Source organism: Nonomuraea sp. NPDC026600 (assembly GCF_040638335.1).
Taxonomy (GTDB): domain Bacteria; phylum Actinomycetota; class Actinomycetes; order Streptosporangiales; family Streptosporangiaceae; genus Nonomuraea.
In genome coordinates this window covers 171,764-194,771 of record NZ_JBEZYD010000004.1, presented here as the reverse complement: position 1 = coordinate 194,771, position 23,008 = coordinate 171,764, and the positions used below count along the sequence as shown (strand labels likewise).

The following is a 23,008-nucleotide window of genomic DNA, read 5'->3' as shown; positions in this document are numbered from 1 at the left end:
TGTGTCAGATCATGCTAACGGAGCGTGTGCGCGTCTTGTTCTGGCTACCGGTTCTGTACCGCCGGATCCGGCGTATTGGCGTTCGTGCGGGTGCGGGTCAGGGTGGCCAGCAGGAGGAGGAGCGCGCTCTGGGCGAGCATGCCGGGCGCCAGGGGTGGCGCGGCGCCGACCGACTTGCTGACGGCGTACCACCAGCGGGTCAGCGGGGACAGGGCGTCCCACGTGTCGGCGTAGCGCTGGTCGAGCAGGCCCGCGTCGTAGTTGGCGGACACGTGGGCGTACACGCCGAACGCCGCCACCAGCAGCACGGCCAGCGCGAGCACTCGTACCGTGGTCATCGCTCCCTGGGGCCGGCCGATGGCGAGCATCGCCAGCGCGAGCGTGAGCAGGGCCAGCGCTCCCCAGGGGATCAGCTGCTCCAAGGTCTGCCAGTGGCGTTCGGCGGCGAGCTCTAAGGCGGCGCCCATGATGCTGATGAGAACCAGGGCCAGGAGCCCTCTGCGCACGATCATGGCGTCAGCGCCGAGACGATCTTGTCAACCGTGTCCTGGCCGGGGTTGTACTTGGCCAGGTTCTGCCGCAGCGACGTGAGGTCGTTGTCGTCGGCGGCGTAGGGCCGGTACTCCATGACCTCTCCGGCCCACCTCTCGGGGTTGGTCACTCCGGCGGCCTTGAGCGCGGCGGTGATCTGGGTCTCGTCGGCGGTGTTCGCCGAAACCTTCCCCGCAGGGGCGGACGCGCTCGCGGCGGACGTGCTCACGCCGGCGGAGGTGGTCTGGTCCGTCGTCGAGGTGCAGGCGGTGAGGGAGACCGCCGTGGCGATGACCGCCAGGGCGATCCTGATCTTGCTTGGTTTCATGCGGGCCATCCGGTCGGGAGGTGCTCAGTTGCCTCAACGCTGTCCGAGCCGTCTCAGATGGATCTCGATGAATCATGAAGATCAGGTGAGAAACGATGCTTAGTCCGATAAGAGGCGAAAGTTGAGTGATCGTCCGTAATTAGGTCCTCCTCAATCGGCGTAAGTCGGGTTACATTCACGTTAATTTGCCCTCTCTTGTCCCCCCGAGTCGACCGAAGGGAGAGGCATGAGAACGAGAACCGCAATCGCTGCCCTGACTGCTGCGGCGATCCTCATGCCGGCCGCCGCCGCGAACGCCACCGGGAGCGTCACTGGAAGCGCCGCCGCCGTGGCTCCGCCGCCCGACGACCAGTTCCAGAAGGTGACACTGAATGACAATCCGGGCGAGCCGATGGACCTGGCGGTGTTACCGGATTCGAGGGTCCTGCACACCACCCGGACCGGTGCCGTCTGGTTGCATGATCCGAAGACCGGCCTCAACACGCAGGCCGCACAGCTCGACGTCTACCGGCACGACGAGGAGGGACTGCAGAGCATCGCCCTCAGCCCCGGCTTCGGCAAGGGCTCCAAGGCGGACGACTGGGTCTACCTCTACTACTCCCCGCCGCTCGACACCCCGATCGACGACCCGGCGACGCCGGACGTCAACGAGGGCGACGCCCCGATCACCGGCGCGCCGGCGGACTTCGCGCCCTTCAAAGGGCTGATCCGGCTGTCCCGGTTCCGCTTCACCGGCGCCACCATCGACCTCGGCACCGAGCAGCGCGTTCTCGACGTGCCGGTGGATCGCGGCATCTGCTGCCACGTCGGCGGGGACATCGTCTTCGACGCCGGCGGCAACCTCTACCTGTCGACCGGCGACGACACGAACCCGTTCTCCTCCGACGGCTACGCCCCGATCGACGAACGCGCCGACCACAACCCCGCCTTCGACGCCCAGCGCAGCGCCGGCAACACCAACGACCTGCGCGGCAAGGTCCTCCGCGTCAAGGTACGCGCGGACGGCTCCTACACGATCCCCCGCGGCAACCTCTTCCCGTCCGGCACAGCGCGCACCCGGCCGGAGATCTACGCGATGGGCCTGCGCAATCCCTTCCGCATCGAGGTCAACCGGTCCACCGGGGATCTCTACGTCGGCGACTACTCGCCCGACGCGCGCGAGGCCGATCCCTTGCGCGGCCCGGCGGGGACCGGCAAATGGGCGCTGATCCGCAAGGCCGGCAACTACGGCTGGCCCTACTGCGCGACGGCGCGGCTCCCGTACGTGGACTACGACTTCGCGACCGGCACATCAGGTGCGAAGTTCGACTGCGCCGCGCCCGTCAACGAGTCGCCGCACAACACCGGCCTGCGCAAGCTGCCTCCGGTGGCGCAGCCGGACGTGTGGTACTCCTACGGGTCTTCGGTGGAGTTCCCGGCGCTGGGCACCGGCGGCATCGGCCCGATGGCCGGCCCGGCGTACCACTTCGACCCGCGCACCACGCGCGGGCGCACTCCGGTGGCGTGGCCGAAGTACTTCGACGGCGTTCCGCTCTTCTACGAGTGGACCCGTGACTACGTCAAGGCGTTCCACCGTGACGGGCGGATCGAGGGCGTGCTGCCGTCGTTCGTCTTCGACAACCCGATGGACATGGAGTTCGGCCCGGACGGTGCGCTCTACGTGCTGGAGTACGGCGACGGCTACTTCCAGGAGAACCCGGACGCCCAGCTCGCGCGCTACGACTACATCGGCCACACCGGCAACCACACCCCCGTCCCGGCCGCCGCGGCGTCGGTGACCAGCGGCCACGCGCCGCTCACCGTCCGCTCCACCAGCGCCGGTACGACCGACCCCGACGGTGACAGACTCCGCTACGCGTGGGACTTCGACGCCGACGGCACGGTCGACTCCCGCAGCCCCGAGGCGTCGTACACGTATCAGGCGAACGGCCTCTACAACGCCACGCTCAAGGTCACCGACAACGTCGGCAGGTCCGCGGCGACGTCCGTGCGGATCGTGGTCGGCAACGCCGCGCCGGTCGTGGAGCTGATCCGGCCCGCCGAGGGGCAGGCGTTCCACTTCGGCGACGTCGTCGAGTTCGAGGTGCGGATCACCGACGACCAGCCGGTGGACTGCGCCAACGTGACCGTGGACTACATCCTCGGCCACGACGACCACGGCCATCCGCAGACCACGGCCCGCGGCTGCACGGGCTCCATCCAGACCACCGAGCCGAGCGGGCACGACCCCGAGACCGACCACCTCACCGGCGTCTTCGTCGCCGGCTACACCGACCCCGGTGGCGCCGATCTGCCCCCGCTGACCGGCAGCGACCAGGTCGTACTCCAGCCCACACGTTAGGAGATCCCCATGTGTTACGGGTACGGCCCCAGCAGGCGGTCATTGCTCGCCGCGGGCCTCGGACTCGGGGCGGGCGCCCTGGCCGCCGCCGCTTCACCCGCCGCCGCGGCGACCCCGCACGGCAACGGCGGTCACCGCGTCCCTCCCGACCAGATCAGCATCCAGCTCTGGACGGTACGCGACGACCTCTCCCAGAACTACGACACCACCCTCGCCTACCTGGCCGAGATCGGCTATCCGAAGGTCGAGCTCGCGCTCGGCTACTTCGGTCGTACGGCCCAGCAGCTCCGGGCGTTCCTCGACGGGATCGGCATCCGGGCCAGCTCCAGCCACGACGGCCTCACCACCGACGCCGCCGCGCTGGACACGAAGATCAACAACGCGCTGACCCTCGGCCAGTCCTTCATGGTCGTGCCCTACCTGAACTCCACCAGCCAGGACGAGTGGAAGGCGTGGGCCGAGCGCATGAACGTCGAGGCGGCGGCCGCCCGCTCGGCCGGGCTGCGCTACGGCTACCACAACCACGCCCACGAGTTCACGACCGACCTCGGCGGCGGGCGGACGCCGTGGGACGTCCTCACGTCGGAGCTCGATCCGCGCCTGGTCCATCTGGAGATCGACATCTACTGGGCGGTCACCGGCGGCATCGGGCGCGGCGTCGCCGACCCGGTGCGATTCACGCTCGACGTCATCCGCCGGGCGCCGCAGCGCGTGCTGCAGTTCCACGTCAAGGACCGGCACCTCGACGGTGACATGGCCGACCTCGGCACCGGGACCATCGACTTCCGGCGGATCTTCGACGCGCACCGCGTGAAGGAGTACATCGTGGAGAACGACACCCCGGACGTGACTCCCCGGCGTACCTCGGAGGTCGGATACCGCTACCTGCGGAAGGTGCGGTTCTAGGGATCACGCCACCGAGCCCGGCCCGCGCCTCGGGCCGGGCTCGAGGTCCCGGGCTCAGAAGCCGGGGAAGACCCGGCGCAGGTCGTCCAGGGTGAGGGTCTGGCTCGTGAGAGTCACGACGCCCGGCGTGTGCGCGGGAGCGTGCCGGCCGCTGGTGAGCCGCAGCCACCACTCGGCCGGCGCGCTGAGGACGGCGTCGGGCTGGGCGGGCTCGTCGATGAGGGTGACCTTGTCAGCCACGTCGAGCCCGAAGGAGCGCTCGGGAGAGGTGGTCCGGATGGTCAGGCTGCTCCGGCGGCCGCCGAGGGCGTCGGCCTTGCCGATGAAGTGGATGAGCATGCTCACCTGGTCGAGGAGCAGTTCGGTCGCGGCCGGGGCCAGGGCCGCCGCCGGGTCGAAGGCGACTTCGACGTCCCACGAGTGGTGGGCGAACTCGCTGAGCCGCAGCCCCGCCGCGGTCGCGACGTCCACGGGGACGGGCAGGAAGCCGAGATCGATCCGCAGATCCTCTCTCGTCTGCGCGTCGAGGCTCTCGTAGCGGCTGACCAGCGCCTCGCTGGCGGCCAGAAAGCCCTCGGCCCGCTCGGCCGGGGACATCGCGTCCCAGCGGGCCCAGACCGTCTTGTTGAAGTCCCCGCCCGGGGAGGCGGCGCCGCTCAGCGAGGCCTCCAGGTTGGCCAGGTTGATCTCCGAGCCGCTGCCCAGGTGGCTGAGCACCTGCGACACGTCCCATTCCGCAGCTCCGGACGGCCGGGTGAGGTCGTCGGGTGCGAGGCCGCGTACGAGAGCGGCCAGGTGATCGTGTCCGCTGCGCAGAGCGTCGATGGTCTGGTCGGCGCGATCGGTCATGTTCGGCTCCAAAGGGAGAGGTGGTGGTGCCGTGCCGGAGATGTCCACAAGCTCACCGATGTAGCCGGTCGCGCCCGCCGATAATTCCCGGGCGGGACCACCCCGTGGGCCGGCCGTCAACCGGCTGGCCGGCCGGCCGACGCCACGCGGTTCACGCGGACGTGTCCCGGGGCTGGACGGAGTCGAACACGGTCATTCCCGAGGCCGGGTCGAGGTCGGTCTCCGTTGCCTCGGTCAGGCGGGCCATGGTCATGTAGAAGCCGATCGCCAGGATCGCCTCGACGATCTGCCGTTCGGAGAAGTGTCCCCGAACCGCCGTGAACACGCTCTCCTCAACCCGGACGGTCTCGATCACCTGCCTGCCGAACGCGAGCAGCGCACGCTCCGCGTCGTCGAAGGCGTCGCTGCCGAGATCGAGCTGTTCGATCGCGTCGATCTGCGCCTGCGGCACGCCGACCCCCAGGGCGATCGGCACGTGCTGCAGCCATTCGTAGGCGCCGCCCTCGACCTGGGCCACGAGCAGGATCAGCAGTTCGCGCAGTCGATGCCCGAGTTCAAGACTGCTGAGGATGGCCGTGCCCAGCCGAACCTGCGGGACCACACACGACTCCGCGTGCGCCAGCATGCGGAAGATGTTGAGCTTGACCGGCAGGGCCGCGAGCGTCTTGGCCGCGTTGCCGGTCGCGTCGTCAGGGTTGATGAGGCTCAGTCTTGCCATGGGTACCTCCGGTTGTGTGAAGGAGCGGCTACCAGATGGCGGTACGTGCGGTCAGCGCCGGGGCCGCCTGGTGGAGGAGGTCGAGAAAGGCGTCCACCGTCGGAGTGGAAACGCGTCCCGCCCGGCGATACAGGCGGATCTCGCGTTGCCACAACGGCCCCGGTAGCGCCCGGATCACCACGTCGTCCCCGAACACCGCCACCTGCGCGGCGAACGCCCCCAGGATCGCCACCCCCAAACCGGCGGCCACCAGGGCGGAGATGGTGGTGGGCTGCGAGATGACCATGATCTCGACGGGGTCGGCGCCGATCCGGTCGAGCCTGTCGCGGTAGTCGGCCCAGCCCCCATAGGGGTCCCCGGTGACCATGACGGTCTCGTCGGCCAGCAGCCCGAGGTCCATCGGGGAGGCGGTGGCCAGGGGATGGCGGGCCGGCACCACCAGGACGATCTTCTCGTGGAACAGATGCGTCGAGGGGACGTTGTGGTGCACCTGCGGCACGTCAGAGGTGCGCAGCGCGATGTCGACCTCGCCATGGGCGATGGCCTCCTCCAACTGCAGCGGGTCGCCCTCGCGCAGCACCACCGTGACCCCGGGATGCAGCCGGCGGAACTGCTGCATCAGCGGCGCCAGCAGTACGGCGCTCAGCCCCGGGTAGCCGCCCACCGTGACCCGGCCCCTGAGCTTGGTCCCCAGGGTGCGCACCTCGTCCACGCCGGACTGGATCTCCGCCAGCGCCGCTCGCGCCTTGGGCAGGAACCGGGCGCCGGCGGCCGTGAGCGTGAGCTCCTTGCTGGTACGGATGAGCAGCGTGCCGCCGAGCGCCTGCTCCAGTCCCGCGACGTGCGCGCTCACCCGCGGCTGCGACCGGCCCAGGGCGCGCCCGGCGGCGGTGAAGCTGCCGTGGTCCACGACCGCGACGAAGGTGGCCAGCCAGCTGAGCCGCAGGTCCAGACGCTCGCTCATTCGGAAAACGTATGGTTTTCAGTCGCACTATGGCAATAGACGAATGGATATGTCCCGCATAGATTCGCCCGCATGACGAGCGAAACTGTCGAATTCGACACGGGACGCATGACCAGAGGGCAGCGCAGGATCGCACTGACCGCCATCGGCGGTTACTACGTGGACGGCTACGACCTGCTGGTCCTGTCCGGCGCCCTGCTGGGCATCAAACCCGAACTCTCCCCGGCTCCCGGACTCCTCGGCCTCGTGGGCGCCTCCGCGTTCGTCGGCATGGCCCTCGGCTCCGTGCTGACCGGCCCGCTGACCGACCGGCTCGGCTGCCGTCCCGTTTTCTTCGCGTCGATGGCCGTTTTCGTCCTGGCCTCGCTGGGGTTCCTGCTCGTCAATGACGTGTGGCAGCTCATCGCGCTGCGATTCTTCGTCGGCTTCGCGATCGGCGCGGACATGCCGGCCTTGGCCGCCCTGATCGCGGAGTTCATCCCGTCCAGGAGGCGTGGGACGTTCACCGGTCTGGGTGGCGTGGCCTGGATGCTGGGCGCGCTGACCGCCATCGCGGTAACGCTGCTGATCTTCACCCTCGCGGGCCCGCAGCACTGGAGATGGGTGATGGCCACCGGGGCCATCGCGGCGGTGCTGCTGTTGTTCCTGCGGCGCCGCACGCCCGAGTCGCCGTACTGGCTGCGCGCCCACGGCCGCCACGAGGAGGCGCTGGCCGCCTGGCGCTACGCCACCTCCGGCGAGATTCCGCCCGAAGCCGCTCCGGCCGCCGCCGGCCCCAGGCAGCCGGCCCCGCTGCGCCTGCTCTTCCGCAAGCCGCTGGCCATCATGATGGTCATGCTGTGCGTGTACTGGGGATGCAACAATCTGTACGGCTCAGCCATCCTGCTCTACCAACCCACCCTGATCAGCCGCATCGTCACGCCGAGCACGTTCACCGCGCTGCTGTTCACCGCGGCCACGACGTCGCTCGCGGTGATCCTCGGCCTCGTCGTCTGCCTGTGGGTGATCGAGTCGATCGGCCGCCGCTTCATCGCGCTCACCGGCACGGCGATCGCCGCCGTGTGCACGTTCCTCATCTGGGCCGGGTTCGGCACCTCGTGGCTGGTCCTGGTGGCCTTCGCGATCACCATCGCGGTGATCAACGGCGGCACCTCGCTGGCCTTCTACTCCTGGGCGCCCGAACTGTTCCCCGCCTCGGTGCGGGGACGCGCCATCGGCATCGTCAACATGGTCGGCAAGACGGGCAGCGTGGTCGGCACGCTCGCGCTGCCGAGCATGTTCGAAGCGCTCGGCGCGGTGTCCTTCCTGGTGATCGCGGGCCTGGCGGTGCTGAACGTGGTGGTGACCTACCGGCTGGCTCCGGAGACCCGCGGCCTGACGCTTCGCCAGCTCGAGGAGAGGGTGTACGCATGACGGCCGGACACGTGGGGCGCACCTACCAGGACTCCACGCCATGGTGGCCGGAGCCGCCCACGCCGCGCGAGGGCGCGCCGGACGTGATCGTCGTCGTCCTCGACGACGTCGGGTTCGGCAGCCTCGGCTGCTACGGATCGGAGATCGCCACGCCCGCGATGGACGGGCTGGCCGGCGACGGGCTGCGCTACACCAACTTCCACGTCACGTCACTGTGCTCGCCCACCCGCGCCTCGCTCCTCACCGGCCGCAACCACCACGCCGTCGGCATGTCCCTGCTGTCCAACGCCGACAGCGGCTTTCCCGGCAAACGCGGCACGGTGACCCACCGCGCGGCCACGATCGCCGAGGTGCTGCGCGAGACCGGTTACAACACCTACGCGCTCGGCAAGTGGCATCTGGCCCCGATGGACCAGACCAGTGCGATCGGCCCCTACGACCAGTGGCCGCTGGGCCGGGGCTTCGACCGCTACTACGGCTTCCTGGAGGGCATCAGCGACCAGTACCATCCCGAGCTGGTCCAGGACAACCACCGGGTGGAGCCGCCGAAGACGCCGGAGGAGGGCTACCACCTGACCGAGGACCTCGTCGACCGGGCCATCGCCTGCGTCTCGGACCACAAGTCGGTGGGGCCCGACAAGCCGTACTTCCTCTACCTGGCCATGGGGGCGGGCCACGCGCCGCATCAGGCGCCCGAGGAGTACCTGCGGCGCTACCGAGGCCGCTACGACGAGGGCTGGGACGTGATCAGGGAGCGCCGTCACGCCAGGCAGCTCGAGCTCGGGATCATCCCGCCCGGCACCGCGCTGGCGCCGCGCAACGACGGCGTACACCCCTGGGCCGAGCTGCCCGAGGAGGAGCGCGCGGTCGCCGCGCGGCTGCAGGAGGCGTTCGCCGCGATGCTGGAGCACACCGACGCCCACCTGAACCGGCTCCTCGCGCACCTCGAACGCATCGGCACCCGGCAGGACACGCTGATCGTGCTCCTGTCGGACAACGGCGCCAGCCAGGAGGGCGGCAGGCTCGGCAACACCAACTCCATCGCCTACGAGAACGGAGACGAGGTCTCCCACGCCGACAACTACGCCCGGCTCGACGAGATCGGCGGCCCACGCTGCCACGGCAACTACCCCTGGGGCTGGGCGCAGGCGGGCAACACTCCGCTCAAGCGGTACAAGCAGAACACGCACGCCGGGGGTGTCCGGGCCCCGCTCATCGTCTCCTGGCCGGGGCGGGTCGCCGGTGGTGGCGTGCGGGCGCAGTTCCACGACGTCATCGACGTGACGCCGACGATCCTGGACATCGTCGGCGCCGAGATGCCGCAGACCTACCGAGGGCTCGCGCAGTTGCCGGTGCACGGCATGTCCATGCGCTACACGTTCACCGACGGCGCGACGCCGACCCGCCGCACCACCCAGTATTTCGAGATGTACGGGCACCGCGCGATCTGGCACGAGGGATGGAAGGCCGTCGCCTACCACGAGCGCGGCACCGCCTACGACGAGGACCGGTGGGAGCTGTACCACCTGGACGACGACTTCTCCGAATGCCACGATCTGGCGGCCGAGCGCCCGGACGTGCTGCATGAGCTGATCGGCCGCTGGTGGTCCGAGGCCGACCGGTACGACGTCTTCCCGCTGGACGATCGCAACTTCGCCGAGCGGGCCGCGATGTACCACAGCGCGGCCTCGCCCAGGCGGCGGCGGAGCTTCGTGCTCTATCCGGAGATGAGCCGCATCCCCGGCGGGGTCACTCCGCTGATCTACGACCGCTCGTACCGCATCGACGCCCACGTCAGACTGCGAGAGGGCGACGAAGGCGTGCTCATCTCGCAGGGCGACGTCAACGGTGGTCACGTCCTGTACGTCGCCGGCGGCCGGCTCCACTACGAGTACAACCACCAGGGCACCCGCTACCGCGTGCGCGGCGACCGCGACCTGCCGCCTGGCGACCGTGTCCTGTCAATGATCTTCACGAAGACCGGTCCCCGCCAGGGCGTCGCCGAGCTGGCCGTCGACGGCCGTCCCGCCGGCGGCAAGGAGCCGCTCACGACCGCGCGGTACCTGATCGGCTGGCAGGGCCTGGTGCTGGGCCGTGACGCCCTGTCGCCGGTGAGCTGGAACTACCCACGTGGTTTCCCCTTCACCGGGACGATCGATCGGGTCCGCGTCGAACTGGACGACGACATCCCGGACACCACCCACGAGACCTTCGACTGACCGGTCAGCTCGCCATCCGCGCCTCGGGGAGCAGCGGAAAGCCCTCTCCGAGATCGCGGTTGATCGGCAGTGTGACCAGCTCGAAGTCCTTTCTGCCCACCTCGACGCCATGGATCTTGCAGACGATGGCGGCCGTGCAGGTGCCCCCGGTCAGGCGCATCAGCCGACCGGCCCGGACACTCGCGGTCACCATCGTCAGATGCAGGACCAGGTCTATCCCGAACGTCACCCGGCCCACAGGCTGGCCGTTGACCTGCACCTCGATATAGGGCTCGTGGTGCGAGACGACCTCGTGCTCGGCCAGCGGCACCATCAGCCCCATGCCCGGGTTGTCCAAGGTCTTACGGGCCGCGGCGCGCAGGTTGCGGTATTTCGCCCAGCCGCCCAGCAGTACCGAGCCCACGTCGATGCCACCCAGCAGTGTGGCGCCCGCCTGCGCGGCCTTGTGCAGCAGCTCGCCGGGCGGCGCCTGCACCTGCCGGGTGAGCTCGTCGAGTACGCGGTGGGCGTCCACGGCCTGCGACAGTTCCTGTCTTGGATCGGCGTAGAGCAGCAGGTCGGCGGTGCTGGGGTGGGTGGTGAAGGTAACGGTCACCGTACGATCTCCCTGATCTCCTGGTGGCCCTGGTCGTGATGGCAGACGAAGTCGAGGCTGAGCGAGGGGGCCACCAGCTCGCGGAGCTCCAGGTGGGGCGAGAGGTCGGCGTACGGCACGCAGACGACTGAGGGCGCCGGCGGCGTCGCGGACGCTGCCGGCATGACGGTGGTCGCGGTCATATCGGGCATCGCGGATGCTGCGGGCATCACGGGCGTCCCGCGCCTGCGGCGTAGCGCCCAGACCAGGACGGTCGCCGCCACGAGCACGGCGACCAGCAAGATGGGCAGTGGCGTGCTCGATGAGCCCGTCTCTTCGGGGTCGATGGCGCCGGCCTCCGGCGACTCGTCGGTGTCGGTCGGGGTGACGTCGGGGCTCGCGGGATCGGTCGGCCCGGTGACCGGTGTCAGGGTGACGGTGACGGAGCTACCGCGTTCGACGAGGCTGCCGGCGGCCGGGTCCTGCTCGCTCACATTGCCGGAATCTCCGCTGCCGATGACCAGCGTGAGACCCCGTTCCTGGACCCGCCGCCGCGCCGCGCTCGCGCTGAGCCCGCTCAGGTCGGGGACCGCGACTCGTACCGGAGTCGGGGACACCGGTGTGGAGGGACGCAGGCGCAGGGTTACGGTGCTGCCTTTCGGCACCCGTGTCCCGGCGGCGGGATCCTGGGAGTCCACCACGCGCGGTTCGGCGGCCTCTCCCGAGGCCACGGACGAGACGAGCCCTTGGTCCCGTACCTCCTGTTCCGCCTGATCGAGCGGGTCGCCGACGACGTCCGGGACCTCCACGGTCGGCGCTTCCAGGTCGATGGACACGGTGGAGCCGCAGTTCGCGAGCTCCTCGCTGGTGGGGGTCTGGTCGGTCACCGTCCAGTCGGCCGCCGCGTCGGAAGGCGTCGCCTCCGTGTCGAACCCGGCCTGCGCCAGGGCGGCTTTCGCGTTCTCCCGCGTCATTCCCATGACGTTCGGCACGGGCGCCGGGTGGGTGCCGTCGTGCGTCTCGCTTTTCCATTCGGCGAGCGTCGGGCAGGACTGCGCGGCCGTCGGTGTCTCCGACCCGCCTGTCACCGGCTCGCTTGTCGGCGCCGCAGCCGCGGCCATCGCCGGGCTTACCAGCCCGATCTGACTCGCGGCCATCGCCGGGCTCGCCGGCCCGATCTGGCGCGCGGCCATCGCCGGGTTTGCCGGCCCGATCAGGATCGCGGCCATCAGCACCATCACGCTCGCGGCAACCGCGTAGGCCACCAGCCCGTACCGCCGCATCGCCACCTCCCTGACATCAGCCTCGACGCTAGGCACGCTGTCCGGCCAGGACATGAGTAGGTCACTACTCAATCCGGAACAGTGACGCTTTCATTACAGTCGGTGATGATGCACTCAGACGCTTTCCGACGCGTCCTACTGGGCCTCGGTGAGGACTTCGTGGATGACGTGGCGGGCGTTGGCGGCGATGCCGGGGTTGGTGCGGTGATAGTGATAGTACGGGAGCTGGATCAGCGCCATGGACAGGGCCCAGCCGCGGCCGCGTACCCACATCGCGTCATCGGCGCCCAGGGCTGGTCATGGGCGCCTTTCGCGGGGCTTGGCGGTGTTTGAGGGTCAATACGACCGTCCGCCTGCCGTCCGCGTCAACCCGTATTTTGGGCCGCGCTTCTCTTGGACCAGATCGACTACCAGGGGAGAACTGCTGATATTCCCGTTAGAGTTGCCTGTAGAACAATGATGCCAGTGGCGGTACGGAGCACCGCTTCCAGTCCAGTGCTTGCATCACACGCTGGGCCATCAATCGTTCAGGGGATTCACGTTCGTCAAGGATCGGGCTGAGCAAAGACGGCCCTGTGCCTGGGCGTCGCAAGAGTCCCGCGAACAGCAGGACCGCGGCGCCTACAGCGCAAGCTCGCGCGATCAGGCTCGTCGCAGCTGACAGGAGGCCTCCTGCTGCCGCCTGGCGACTCGCCAGAAATAAAGCGCCAGTTCCCATGAGCAGGATCGCAGTCAACATATCCGCCCACAGAATCCGGCGTCGATTACGAGCAGCAGCCGAATTTGATGGGATGGACTCCGTCACGCCTTGGACCGTAGCATGCCGAGCCGCGTGTTTCTTGAACGCCAGGCGGTCACTACGGACCGGACATGTGCGGTGGAAACTCCGTCACTGGTATCCACCTCGAAGTCGTATGGACCGAACGTGTGTATGCCGTCGATCTCTACGTGACCACGGCCCTCTCCGATGCTGCGGTCCCCTCGCTCGCGTTCTCTTCGGTCGATCTCCGCGAGGTCGCAATGCACCCCGACAAGGAACACGTCGAAGTCCGCCAGCAAGCGAGAAAGAGATTCGCGCCAGGTCGGGAATTCTATGACGTGCTCCACGAGCAGATCGTTACCCGCACCGGCCAGGGCGGGCAGGCATCGGTGAAAGCCCTTGAAGAAGCGTGGCCGCATCTCGTTCCACCAAGAGAAGGGACCCTCGTCGTCGCGCCGCTCGGGGAGCATTCCGCTTGCCACGAACTCGTCGGAGGAGACGTACAGGAACGGCTCGTCAAGCGCGTGCTGCAGTGCCCTGGCCAGGGTCGATTTTCCGGAGCTCGATGCTCCGTTGAGGATGATGACGCGTCCCGGACCTTTGTTCAGCGGGGTAGGTTCCATCCCCACACGATGTCAGCAGGTCGAGTTGGTCTGGGTGAGCAGGGCCAGTCTCCAGGGCAGCGAGTTGTAGTCTCCGCCGGCGGTCGGGTCCAGGCCCTGGTACAGGTAGCGGAGTTGGCACGGGCTGATGGTCAGGGTCTGGTCGTAGCCGTCGCGGATCATCTCGCCGTGGCTGATGTCCCTGGTCCAGGCGGTGGAGTCGAAGGTGACGTTCGTACTGCGGGCGAACGGGTTGCTCTCGGAGGCGGCGAGTTGGCTCCACGGGCCGGTGATGGCGGTCGAGGTCCAGGAGCGGAAGTAGCGCCGGCCGTCGCTGCCGATGGCCTCCACCAGCAGCAGGTACTGGTTCGTGCCCGTGATCTTGTAGACGTTGGAGGCCTCGAAGAGGTTGTTCCTGTTGGCGTCCTGCATGGCGATGACGGTGTTGGTGAAGCCGTTGGGGAAGTTCGCCACGGTGGTCTGGGAGCGGTAGAGGTGGCCGTTGTCGTCGGAGGAGAACAGGTAGCAGTTGACCGTGTCGCAGATGACCCACATGTCGACCCAGTAGCCGTTGCCGATGTTCTGGCGGATGATGTCCGGCATGCTGGAGTAGAAGTTCTGCGGCGCGCTCCACGACCTCGGATTGCTGATGTCGGTGGTGGTCGAGTACGAGGCGTTGCCGGTCTGGTAGACGAGGTACCACTTGTTCTGCGGCGCGAAGTAGAACACCTGGGGTGCCGCCCGGTAGCCGGTGCCGATCGCGCTCTGGTCGAGATACGTGTGCGTGGCGGCGCCCGCCTGCGCCCAGTCGGTGAAGTTCAGATAGACCATGTTGTAGCCGCTCGCGTTCGCGGTGCTGGCGAAGACGTGCCAGCGGCCGTTGTAGTAGACGACCGACGGGTCCTTGACGGCGGCGATGTTGTGGCTCGCATCCGGTTTGGGGGCGATCAGCGCGGAGCCGGAGCGCCACCGGAAGCTGCTGGGCAACGTGCCGGTGCCACCGGTGGGGGTGACCGTCGGGGTGGGTGTCGGGCTCGGGGGCGGAGTGCTGCCGGTGCAGGTGGTGCCGTTGAGTGCGAAGTCGGTCGGCGCCGGGTTGGCGGAGTTGTTCCAGGAGGCGTTGAAGCCGAACGACGTACTGGCGCCGGTGGCCAGAGAGCCGTTGTAGGTGGCGTTGATGACGGTGACCTGGGCGCCGGACTGGGTGTAGGTCCCGTTCCAGAGCTGGGTGATGGCCTGGCCGGCGGTGAACGACCAGGTCAGCTTCCAGCTCGTGAGCGGATCGCCCAGGTTGGTAACGCTGACGCCGGCGCCATAACCGCTCTGCCATTGGCTGGTCACCGTATAGGTGATGCGGCAGCCGGGGGCGGCCTGGGCGGTGGGGGTGATGAGTGCGGCGGCGATCGCGGCCAAGGCCGCCGCGATGGCCCAGAACCGGGTGCGGTTGAGGTGCACTGCGTCCTCCGTGGGGGCGGGGCCGACGATGGCTGAGCGTCTCAGAAAGATTTCAGCCCTTCAAGCGAAACTTTCGAGACGCGGCCGTTCCTGCACGGTGGAGCCGTTGGGTCGCTGAAACTTTCACCTCTCGTGTTCGGTCTCGTTCGACCTGGGACAGCGGTACGGCTTCTCGGTACACTCTGCGCGCATGCGCTTAAAGATGATCTTTATGCTGCTCGTGGTCTACGCCGTCACGGCGGCGCCCTTGTTCCTGCCCGGCGAGTTGCGGGTGGTCGTCCAGCCGGCCACGAACGACGCGGTTGAGGTGTACTACGAGCCCGTCTCGCCCGTGATGCTCAGGTCGTACGAGGGGATTGAGTCCTTCAACCGGGCGCAGATCATCGCGGAGCAGCGGGCCGAGGCGTACCCGGACGACCTCGCTCCCCCTTACATCGCCCATGGCGGGCCGTACCGGCTCATCGCCCCCTATGTCACGGCGCGCGGCCGCGCGCTGGCCACTCCGGTGCTCACGGGGGAGTACTGGTCCGAGGGGAAACAGGTCAGGTTCGACATCGTGCCGGAGGTACGGCGGGTCGCGAACAGTCAGGCGGCACTGAGCTGGGTGTTCGATGGCGGGGCCGAGCTGCTTGACGAGCCCGGCTCTCTTGGGGCGGGGATCGACGAGGAGGCCAACCGGGTCGTCCTCGAGACGAACACCTTCGACCAGGATCTGCGCCACAGGCTGGCCAAGCGATACGGCGGGCTCGTCGTGGTGAAGTGGGATCCGTTCGGGCGGCCGATGATTCTACTGTGAGGGTAGTCGGGTGCTCATGAGGCGCCGCAGGTCAGAGGTCGTCAGGGGGCTTGGCCTACGCCGGCCTGGCCACCGTGCGCCAGCCGAAGGTGAGGGCGCCGGTCAGGAGCACCACGCCGGACAGCACACCGCTGATGAGTGGCACCCAGGCCACAGCGGCCGTCGACGCCAGAACAAGACCAGTGGTGCCCAGCAGGGTCAGAACCACCCCGGGTACGGCGATCCCCCAGTCCTTCCAGATCGGCGCCAACGCGATGAAGTGAACACCGACCACGAACGCCACCCAGGCCACGTTGGTCTGTTCAGGACGTTCCCAGGCGGCCAGCACCCGGATCCCGCCGAAGAGCAGAAGCGCCTCGGCGGCCACGACGACCAGGTAACCGCGGCCGAACATGTTCCGTCGAGGGCCCGCGTCGGACCGCTCCTTCCTGGCGGTGATGAACCACATGGCGACAACACTCGCGGCCGCCAGGCAGGCGATCACCCGCAAGAGGTTCGCGGTCAAGGTGTTCAGCGGGCTCTGCGCGTTGACGACGACGAAGACCGCGCCGAAGACCGCGCCAACCAGCAATCCAGTCATTCGCTGCATGACACCATTGAAATCCGTACCGGCGTCCGTCCGCATGGGGGCTGGGGCGAGGACGAGGTAGACCTGGCCCTACTTCGCCGCGCCGCGCAGATATGCCAGCACCGCCAGCACCCGCCGGTTGTCGTCCTCCGTCGCGGGTAGCTCGAGCTTGGTGAACACGCTGGCCACGTGCTTGTTGATGGCCGCCTCGGAGATCGACAGGGCGCGGGCGACGGCGCTGTTGGTACGCCCTGCGGCGATCAGAGCGAGCACCTCACGCTCGCGCGGGCTCAGCCGGAGCGCCGGCTCAGTGACCTCCCTGGCCCTGGTCCAGGTCTGCTCGAACAGGTCGATGAGGGTGGTGATCAGGCTCTGCTGCCTGATGACCAGGGCGCCCGGCGCGTAGGCGACGGGGGTGATGCGGACGAACGCCACCGTGCGGTCGAAGATGAGCAACTGCTGGATCGGCTCGTCGACGACCCGGTGGAGGTCACCGGCGGTGTGCAGTTCCCTGATCCGGGCGGCCTTGCGCGGGTCGTCCAACACGCTCGCGTGGATGATCGTCCGCATCGTCATGCCGTCCCGCAGGGCGTCGAGCACGTCGCGCCTGCTCCTCTGCTCCGCGCGGCCCGTCTCCGACGAGCCCACCGGGTGCATGGCGCGCAGCTCGCCGGCCGAGCGGGAGGCCCGCGCGATCTGCCGCCGGACGAGTCCGCTGTCCTCCAGCCGCTCGACGTCAACGGGGATGCCGCGTAGCTCGCCCACCACCTCTTCCAGCCGATGGGCAAGCTGGATCAACGACACACTCTCGTCCACACGCCTCCTTCGCCGGCCGCACCACCCTCACGCGACGCGGCGGCCTCGCATCATCCGCATCTTTCGCAGGTGGAACTCACTGAGAAAACCTTAGCCGCGCGAACTTGCAGCTTGTGGGCGTGTCGAAAGTCTCGCGGCATGGAGCCGGCCGACGTCCGCGACGCCGTCTGCGTGGCGAGGGTTACTCGCCACGCAGACGGCGTCAGGGACCATCCAAGGGAGGCGGGGATCAGCCACAGAGCGCGGTGTCGAGGACGGACTCGAAGCGCTTGTACGCGGCCAGCGAGGTGGGCAGCGCGGTGACGGCGATGGTGGCAGCCCTCCCGTCCTCGGTGACGGCGTTGGTGGTGGCGTAGCCGGGGGCGGAGCCGCCGTGGGACCAGGCGTAGCCGCCGCAGCTGAGCTTGACGCGGGCGATGCCGAGCCCGTACCGGGCCCCGCCCTCGGGGGTGAACTCGGGGGCGTCGACGGTGGTCTTCATCTGCTTGAGCTGCTCGGGTTTGAGCAGCCGGCCGTCCAGGAGCGCGCCCATGAAGCGGTTGAGGTCGCTCGGGCTGGAGATCAGCTGTCCGGCCGCCCAGGCCATGGACGGGTCCATCGTGGTGACGTCCGTGTACGGGTCGCCGGGCTTGGCCGCGAAGTAACCCTTGGGGTGCGGCCCGCGGATGGACTGGTCACCGAGAGCCGGCCAGTACGTCTTGCGCAGCCCGAGCGGCTCGATGATCCGCTTGGTGATCTCCTCGCTGATCGGCCGCCCGGTGACCTTCTGCACGATGAGCCCGGCCACCACGTAGTTGGTGTTGCTGTAGCTCCAGCCGTGCGCGGGGGAGTTCGTGTTCGTCAGCGCCGCGTCGAGCAGGTCGCGCGGCTCGTAGTAGGTGTGCTGGACCGACAGGTAGTCCTTCGCCAGGACGTCGTCGTAGTCGGCCAGGCCGCTGGTGTGCTGCAGCAGCTCGCGTACCGTGATCTCGCGCCCGTCCACGCCCTTGCCGCGGACCAGCTTGGGCAGGTACTTCTCCATGGGGGCGTCCAGCTCGATCTTGCCCTCGCCGACCAGTTGCAGCACGACCACGGCGGTGAACATCTTGGTGTTGCTGGCGATCCGCACCCGGCCGTCGACCGGCACCTCGTCCCGCGTCTTCAGGTCGCCCACCCCGGCGGTGTAGTCGCGGGTACGGCCGTCGGCGTCCCGCACGGCGGCCAGCGTGCCGGGGAACCCGCCCTTGCCGACCAGACCGTCCAAAGCCTGCTGCACCTTGTCGGCGGAGTCGGCGCTGGCCGGCGCGGCGTTCAGGCTGAGGCCGCTGAGCGCGGCGAGGGCCACCGCCGCCAGGGCCAGCCGGCCGCGACGCTTGGTGGAGGGGGACTTGACGGTGGAGTACGACATCGGGGGCTCCCTGCTCGGTGGCTCGTTTGCGATGTCACCAAGCATGTCGGCGGGACCCCTCCATGATCGATACCACTCGCTGGAGTCCGGAGGTACAGCCAGCGCTACCGATCGGTGGGGGAGACTGGGGAGGTGACCATCGAGAACGGCCGCCCCAGCTCGCCCGTGACCAGCCCCTCCATCGTCCTGCTCACGCTGGCGCGCCGGATCGAGGCCGAGCTCGGTGCCGCTCTCGCGCCGCTCGATCTCACGGTCGGCAGGCTCGGCCTGCTCGGTCACATCGCCGGTGTGCCCGGAGTGTCGTTCAGTGATCTGGCGCGGATGTCGGGGACCACGGTCCAGAGCGTTCACACGGCGGTCAAGGTGCTCGCCGGGGCCGGGCTGGTACGCGACAACACCGCTCGCGCGGGCTCCGCTTCGACGATCGAGGTCACGCCTGACGGCGCGCGCCTGCTGGAGGCGGCGAAACAGGTGGTGGCGGGGGTGGACGAGCGGCTGTTCGGCCCGGCCGCGGACCCGATCCAACGGCAGGTCGCGGATGCCGTACGCACCGCGTTCGGCGGCGGCGCCACGGACTGACCCGTCGTGTTCGGAGGCGGTACCACGGACTGACCTGCCGCCTTCGGGGGTGGCGCCACGGCCGCGGAAGCAACCTTCAGGCTGCCTGAAGCTCCGTGTTAGGCTTCAGTCTGCCTGAAGGTTGCCTTGGGAGGGTCTGTGGAAAAGTTGCTGCTGTCGTTGCACGTGCTCGCGGGCATCGTGTTCGTGGGCGGCTCGGCCGTCGCGGCGAGCCTGTTTCCCCGGTACGCGCCGGTCAGCATCGGCGTTCCCGCCGGAGGCGCCCCTGGTGACGCGCCGCCGCCGGCTTCCGAAGAGCGGAACCGGGCCGTGGCCGTCGCGTTGCACCGCATCACCCGGGGCTACAGCGTCTTCGGCCTCGTCGTGCCCGTCGTCGGGATCGCCTTGGCCGTCGTCCAGGGCCGGATGGGGGAGATCTGGATCAACATCTCCATGGTCCTCACCGCCGCCGCGGGCGGCCTGCTGGCCGTACAGATCTATCCACGTCAGCGCGACGCGCTCGCCGAACCCGGCGACGGCAAAGGACTGCGCACGCTCTCCATGCTCGCCGGGATCTACAACCTGCTGTGGGCGGCCGTCGTCGTCCTGATGATCGTCCGCCCAGGCGCCTACCGGTGAACGCGGTGATCAGAGGATGGTGAGCGAGTCGCCGGCGCGTTCGCGCAGGGCGGCGATGACGCTCGCGAGCGGGCCGCCGCGAGCCGCCGCGCTCGCCGGCCAGACGACGCCGAGCCGGAAGTGCAGGTCCGGGTCGTCCAGCGGCACGAGGACGAGCCCGGTCTCGGCGAGGATGCGGCCCGCGATCGTGCTGAGCGTGGTCAGCGACAGGGCGCGCGAGTGGGTGACGTGCGCGGCGATCTGTACGACGTCGCTGTGCGGCATCTCCCGGATCCGGGTGACCCCGCCCTCGCGCAGGTGATCGCGCAGCCCCTTCATCACCAGCGGGTGCACCTTGAACGAGGTGAGCAGCATCTGCCGGTCGGCCAGGTCGCCGAGCGTCAGCCGGGCATGGCCGGCGAGCGGATCGTCGGCGCGCATGGCGATGGCGAAGCGGTATTCGGCGAGGGCGAGGCTGTCGAGGCCCGGGGTGTCCACGGGCAGGTGGACGACGGCGATGTCCAGCTTGTGCGTCGCCAGCAGGGCGAGCAGCCCGGCCGACGGCTCCAGGCTCAGCGGCAGCTCGATCCCGGGGCTCACCTGCTCGAACGTCTCCAGCACCAGGTCCAGGACCTGGGTGGGGGCGAGCGGCGTGGCCCCCACCCGCACAGCTTTGGCGACGGCGGTGGCGGCGGGTCCGGCCGCGAGGTCCGCCAGCGCGTCGAAGCGGGCCAGCACGTCGCGAGCGGGCTCCAGGAACGCCCGCCCGAAGGCGGTCAGCTCGACCTGGTGGTAGCCGCGGTCGAACAGGTCCTTGCCGAGCTCCTTCTCCAACTCCCGGATGCGGCGGCTGAGCGGGGAGGACGTCACGTGCAGCCGTTCGGCGGCGTGCCCGAAGTGGAGCTCCTCGGCCACGGCCACGAAATAGCGGAGCTGCTGGATGTCCATCGAGCTCAGGGTAGCGGCGGCCCCCGGCGATCAGTTCGCGGGCCGGAACACGGGGATCGCCTCACCCCCCTCCGGGCGCTCGAAGGCGACGCGCACCCGCATCCCACCGTGTATCTCCTCGGGCGCGGCGCCGGTGATCTGGACCTGGATCCACGGCTCCTCGTCCAGCTCGACGATCGCGACCACGGTGGGCGGGGCGCTCTTGGCATGCACCACGGACCAGCTCACGACCTGGCCGGTCCCGGCGGCGGGAGTCCAGGACAGGACGGGTGAGCCGCAGTGCGGGCAGGTGCGGGCCTGCGGCGCGGCGGGGCCGCGGCACTCCTCGCAGCGCCTGATCAGCAGTTCGCCGCGCGCGGTGCCGTCGAAGAACTCGGCGGTGGCCGCGTCGCGGAGGACGGTTCCCACGGGCATCGGCATGCTCCTATCGCGCGTGCGGGCTGAGGATGAGGGTCGAGTGATGGTCGAGGACGCCGCCGTTGCCGCTGACCAGCACCATGTCGTTGCGCGGAGCCTGCCGGTCGCCGCCCTGGCCGCGGGCCTGGATGACGGCCTCCGACAGCGGGGTCATCCCCCACATGTAGTACGAGGACAGCTGTCCGCCACCGGTGTTGACCGCGAGGCTGCCCTCCGGCCCGAGCACCCCGCTGGCGACGAAGGGGCCGCCCTCGCCCTTGGCGCAGAAGCCGTAATCCTCCAGGGAGATGAGCGCGGTGTAGGTGTAGCAGTCGTACAGCTCGGCGACGTCGATGTCGGCGATCGTGATCCCGGCCATCTTCAGCGCCGTGGGCCCCGACACAGCGGCACCGCTGACCAGCCCGAACTCGCTGTCCTTGCCCATGACGTACCCGGGGTGCGCCTGCCCCCAGCCGCGGATGTGCACGGCGGGCTGGGCGAGGTCGGCGGCCCGGTCGGCGGAGGTGACGATCACCGCGACGCCGCCGTTGCTGACCAGGCAGCAGTCGAGGAGGTGGAAGGGCTCGGCGATCCACCGGGAGCTCTGATGGTCCTCGAGGGTGATCGGGGTGCGCATTTGGGCCAGCGGGTTCCGGGCCGCCCAGGCACGTTGCGCGACGGCGATGTGCCCCAGTTGCTCGCTGGTGGTGCCGTACGTCTGCATGTGCCGGCGGGCGGCCAGCGCGTACATGGTGTTGGCGCTGTAGATGCCGGAGGCCGCGGCCATGCCCTGCCAGCCTGTCAGGGCCCTGCCCGCGCCGGCGTAGGCGGCGGCGCCTCCCATCGACCTGTCCTTCAGCGGAGCGTCGGCGAACACGCAGGCCACGACGTCGGCCATGCCGGAGGAGACGGCCATGGCGGCGTACTGCACCATGGCCCCGGCCGACGACCCGTACGCCTGCACCTCCGACAGCAGGCGCAGGTGGCGCAGCCCGAGGTCGCGCTGGAGGGGCAGGCCGACGTCGCCGGTGATGCCGGTGTTGGTCAGCAGCCCGTCCACCTCGTGCGGGTCCAGCCCGGCGTCGGCGGCGGCGAGCCGTACGGCGTCGGCGGCGAACTCGGGCGCGCTGCGGCCGTAGACCTTGCCCATCTCGGTGATGCCGAGACCGGCGATGACGGGTGCGCGGTTCATCGTCCCTCCCAGACAGGGGCGCGCTTCTCGGCGAAGGCGCGCGGCCCCTCCTTCGCGTCCGCCGACCGCATGATCGCGGCGCCCTCAGCGGCGGTCCGCTCCCAGCCGGCCCGCTCCGACGGGATCGAGCCGTCGGAGATGCCGCGCGCGATCCGCTTGCTGGCCTGCACGGACAGCGGCGCGTTCGCGCAGATCGTCTCGGCCAGGGCCAGCGCGGCCGGTACGACCTGGTCCGGCGGCACCACCCGGTTGATCAGGCCGAGCCGCAGGGCGTCGGCGGCGCTCACGGGCTCGCCGGTCAGCAGGATCTCCATGGCGGCCTTCGCGGGCAGCTGCGCGGCCAGCCGGAACGCGCCGCCCGCGCCCGCGATGATGCCGCGCTTGACCTCGGGCAGCCCGAACGCGGCCGTCTCGGCGGCCACCACCAGGTCGGCCCACAGAGCGATCTCGGTGCCGCCGCCGAGCGCGAACCCGTTGACGGCGGCGATGACCGGCTTGGCGATCGGGTGCGTGACGCATCCGGCGAAGCCCCAGTGCGGCTTGATCCCCTCGGTGGAGAACTCGCCGCGGGCCACCTCCTTCAGGTCGGCGCCGGCGCAGAACGCCTTGTCCCCGGCTCCGGTCAGCACCACGGCCCGAACCGAGGCATCGGCGTCGGCCTCGTCCAGGGCCTCGCCTACGGCGCGGGTCAGGTCGGCGTTGACGGCGTTGCGCACCTCGGGACGGTTCAAGGTGATCAGCACGATGTGGTCGCGGCGCTCGACGAGCGCGGCGGGCTCACCCACG

At 69.4% G+C, this 23,008-nt stretch carries 24 protein-coding genes; 7 read left to right on the top strand and 17 right to left on the bottom strand.

Going from position 1 to position 23,008, the window contains the following annotated elements; all coding sequences use genetic code 11:
* Positions 1-44: 44 nt before the first annotated feature.
* Together AB0F17_RS11125 and AB0F17_RS11120 are read right to left on the bottom strand one after the other, a co-directional pair.
* Positions 45-512: a hypothetical protein gene (locus AB0F17_RS11125; protein ID WP_358019826.1), complete on the bottom strand. Its 468-nt coding sequence runs from the start codon at positions 510-512 to the stop codon at positions 45-47.
* Entirely contained in the window at positions 509-859 is a 351-nt protein-coding gene (locus tag AB0F17_RS11120; RefSeq protein WP_358019823.1) for a hypothetical protein, read from the bottom strand. The genes AB0F17_RS11125 and AB0F17_RS11120 overlap by 4 nt, the downstream gene beginning before the upstream one ends.
* Positions 860-1,085: 226 nt before the next feature.
* Here AB0F17_RS11120 and AB0F17_RS11115 point away from each other — a divergent pair, with 226 nt between their 5' ends.
* Positions 1,086-3,200 carry a PQQ-dependent sugar dehydrogenase gene (locus tag AB0F17_RS11115; RefSeq protein ID WP_358019820.1) on the top strand — a complete coding sequence of 705 codons (2,115 nt, stop codon included), beginning with the start codon at positions 1,086-1,088 and terminating at the stop codon, positions 3,198-3,200.
* A 9-nt stretch (positions 3,201-3,209) separates the two neighbouring features.
* Positions 3,210-4,106: a sugar phosphate isomerase/epimerase gene (locus tag AB0F17_RS11110; protein ID WP_358019818.1), complete on the top strand. Its 897-nt coding sequence runs from the start codon at positions 3,210-3,212 to the stop codon at positions 4,104-4,106.
* A 54-nt stretch (positions 4,107-4,160) separates the two neighbouring features.
* Here AB0F17_RS11110 and AB0F17_RS11105 read toward each other — a convergent pair whose 3' ends face one another.
* From AB0F17_RS11105 to AB0F17_RS11095, 3 genes are all read right to left on the bottom strand, one after another.
* Positions 4,161-4,955: a maleylpyruvate isomerase N-terminal domain-containing protein gene (locus AB0F17_RS11105; protein ID WP_358019815.1), complete on the bottom strand. Its 795-nt coding sequence runs from the start codon at positions 4,953-4,955 to the stop codon at positions 4,161-4,163.
* 151 nt (positions 4,956-5,106) lie between these two features.
* On the bottom strand, positions 5,107-5,673 hold the full coding sequence (locus tag AB0F17_RS11100; protein WP_358019812.1) for a carboxymuconolactone decarboxylase family protein: 567 nt from the start codon (positions 5,671-5,673) through the stop codon (positions 5,107-5,109).
* A 28-nt stretch (positions 5,674-5,701) separates the two neighbouring features.
* On the bottom strand, positions 5,702-6,637 hold the full coding sequence (locus AB0F17_RS11095; protein WP_358019809.1) for a LysR family transcriptional regulator: 936 nt from the start codon (positions 6,635-6,637) through the stop codon (positions 5,702-5,704).
* 72 nt (positions 6,638-6,709) lie between these two features.
* Here AB0F17_RS11095 and AB0F17_RS11090 point away from each other — a divergent pair, with 72 nt between their 5' ends.
* Together AB0F17_RS11090 and AB0F17_RS11085 are read left to right on the top strand one after the other, a co-directional pair.
* Positions 6,710-8,050 (top strand): MFS transporter, encoded by a 1,341-nt coding sequence (locus AB0F17_RS11090; RefSeq protein WP_358019807.1) that lies wholly within the window; start codon positions 6,710-6,712, stop codon positions 8,048-8,050.
* Positions 8,047-10,269, top strand: coding sequence for an arylsulfatase (locus AB0F17_RS11085; RefSeq protein WP_358019804.1), 2,223 nt, complete (start codon positions 8,047-8,049; stop codon positions 10,267-10,269). Before AB0F17_RS11090 ends, AB0F17_RS11085 begins: the two co-directional genes overlap by 4 nt.
* A gap of 4 nt (positions 10,270-10,273) precedes the next feature.
* On the opposite strand, the gene AB0F17_RS11080 is transcribed toward AB0F17_RS11085, so the two are convergent.
* From AB0F17_RS11080 to AB0F17_RS11060, 5 genes are all read right to left on the bottom strand, one after another.
* Positions 10,274-10,864 carry a hypothetical protein gene (locus AB0F17_RS11080; RefSeq protein WP_358019801.1) on the bottom strand — a complete coding sequence of 197 codons (591 nt, stop codon included), beginning with the start codon at positions 10,862-10,864 and terminating at the stop codon, positions 10,274-10,276.
* A complete protein-coding gene (locus tag AB0F17_RS11075; RefSeq protein ID WP_358019798.1) occupies positions 10,861-12,180 on the bottom strand; it encodes a PASTA domain-containing protein in 1,320 nt (439 codons plus the stop codon). The genes AB0F17_RS11080 and AB0F17_RS11075 overlap by 4 nt, the downstream gene beginning before the upstream one ends.
* An 81-nt stretch (positions 12,181-12,261) precedes the next feature.
* On the bottom strand, positions 12,262-12,399 hold the full coding sequence (locus tag AB0F17_RS11070; RefSeq protein WP_358019795.1) for a hypothetical protein: 138 nt from the start codon (positions 12,397-12,399) through the stop codon (positions 12,262-12,264).
* Positions 12,400-12,927: 528 nt separating this feature from the next.
* The gene (locus tag AB0F17_RS11065) at positions 12,928-13,509 is read right to left on the bottom strand and encodes an AAA family ATPase (RefSeq protein ID WP_358019792.1); all 582 of its coding nucleotides are present in this window, start codon (positions 13,507-13,509) and stop codon (positions 12,928-12,930) included.
* A 12-nt stretch (positions 13,510-13,521) separates the two neighbouring features.
* Positions 13,522-14,943 carry a non-reducing end alpha-L-arabinofuranosidase family hydrolase gene (locus AB0F17_RS11060; protein WP_358019789.1) on the bottom strand — a complete coding sequence of 474 codons (1,422 nt, stop codon included), beginning with the start codon at positions 14,941-14,943 and terminating at the stop codon, positions 13,522-13,524.
* A gap of 211 nt (positions 14,944-15,154) precedes the next feature.
* On the opposite strand from AB0F17_RS11060, the gene AB0F17_RS11055 reads away from it, so the two are divergent.
* Positions 15,155-15,739, top strand: a complete 585-nt coding sequence (locus tag AB0F17_RS11055) for a hypothetical protein (protein ID WP_358019786.1) — start codon at positions 15,155-15,157, stop codon at positions 15,737-15,739.
* A 55-nt stretch (positions 15,740-15,794) separates the two neighbouring features.
* Here AB0F17_RS11055 and AB0F17_RS11050 read toward each other — a convergent pair whose 3' ends face one another.
* The 3 genes from AB0F17_RS11050 to AB0F17_RS11040 form a co-directional block, all read right to left on the bottom strand.
* Positions 15,795-16,319: a hypothetical protein gene (locus AB0F17_RS11050; protein ID WP_358019783.1), complete on the bottom strand. Its 525-nt coding sequence runs from the start codon at positions 16,317-16,319 to the stop codon at positions 15,795-15,797.
* Between the two features lie 78 nt (positions 16,320-16,397).
* Positions 16,398-17,123 carry a helix-turn-helix transcriptional regulator gene (locus AB0F17_RS11045; protein ID WP_358019780.1) on the bottom strand — a complete coding sequence of 242 codons (726 nt, stop codon included), beginning with the start codon at positions 17,121-17,123 and terminating at the stop codon, positions 16,398-16,400.
* A 229-nt stretch (positions 17,124-17,352) separates the two neighbouring features.
* Positions 17,353-18,510: a serine hydrolase domain-containing protein gene (locus AB0F17_RS11040; RefSeq protein WP_358019777.1), complete on the bottom strand. Its 1,158-nt coding sequence runs from the start codon at positions 18,508-18,510 to the stop codon at positions 17,353-17,355.
* 132 nt (positions 18,511-18,642) lie between these two features.
* Here AB0F17_RS11040 and AB0F17_RS11035 point away from each other — a divergent pair, with 132 nt between their 5' ends.
* On the top strand, positions 18,643-19,089 hold the full coding sequence (locus tag AB0F17_RS11035; protein WP_358019774.1) for a MarR family winged helix-turn-helix transcriptional regulator: 447 nt from the start codon (positions 18,643-18,645) through the stop codon (positions 19,087-19,089).
* 138 nt (positions 19,090-19,227) lie between these two features.
* Entirely contained in the window at positions 19,228-19,707 is a 480-nt protein-coding gene (locus AB0F17_RS11030) for a hypothetical protein (RefSeq protein WP_358019771.1), read from the top strand.
* A gap of 9 nt (positions 19,708-19,716) precedes the next feature.
* On the opposite strand, the gene AB0F17_RS11025 is transcribed toward AB0F17_RS11030, so the two are convergent.
* The 4 genes from AB0F17_RS11025 to AB0F17_RS11010 are packed head-to-tail and all read right to left on the bottom strand — an operon-like array spanning position 19,717 to position 23,007.
* Complete coding sequence (locus AB0F17_RS11025; protein ID WP_358019768.1) at positions 19,717-20,634, bottom strand: LysR family transcriptional regulator; 918 nt, start codon at positions 20,632-20,634, stop codon at positions 19,717-19,719.
* 30 nt (positions 20,635-20,664) lie between these two features.
* Positions 20,665-21,048: an OB-fold domain-containing protein gene (locus AB0F17_RS11020; protein WP_358019765.1), complete on the bottom strand. Its 384-nt coding sequence runs from the start codon at positions 21,046-21,048 to the stop codon at positions 20,665-20,667.
* 10 nt (positions 21,049-21,058) lie between these two features.
* The gene (locus AB0F17_RS11015; protein WP_358019763.1) at positions 21,059-22,222 is read right to left on the bottom strand and encodes a thiolase family protein; all 1,164 of its coding nucleotides are present in this window, start codon (positions 22,220-22,222) and stop codon (positions 21,059-21,061) included.
* Entirely contained in the window at positions 22,219-23,007 is a 789-nt protein-coding gene (locus AB0F17_RS11010; RefSeq protein WP_358019761.1) for a crotonase/enoyl-CoA hydratase family protein, read from the bottom strand. The genes AB0F17_RS11015 and AB0F17_RS11010 overlap by 4 nt, the downstream gene beginning before the upstream one ends.
* Position 23,008: the final 1 nt, after the last annotated feature.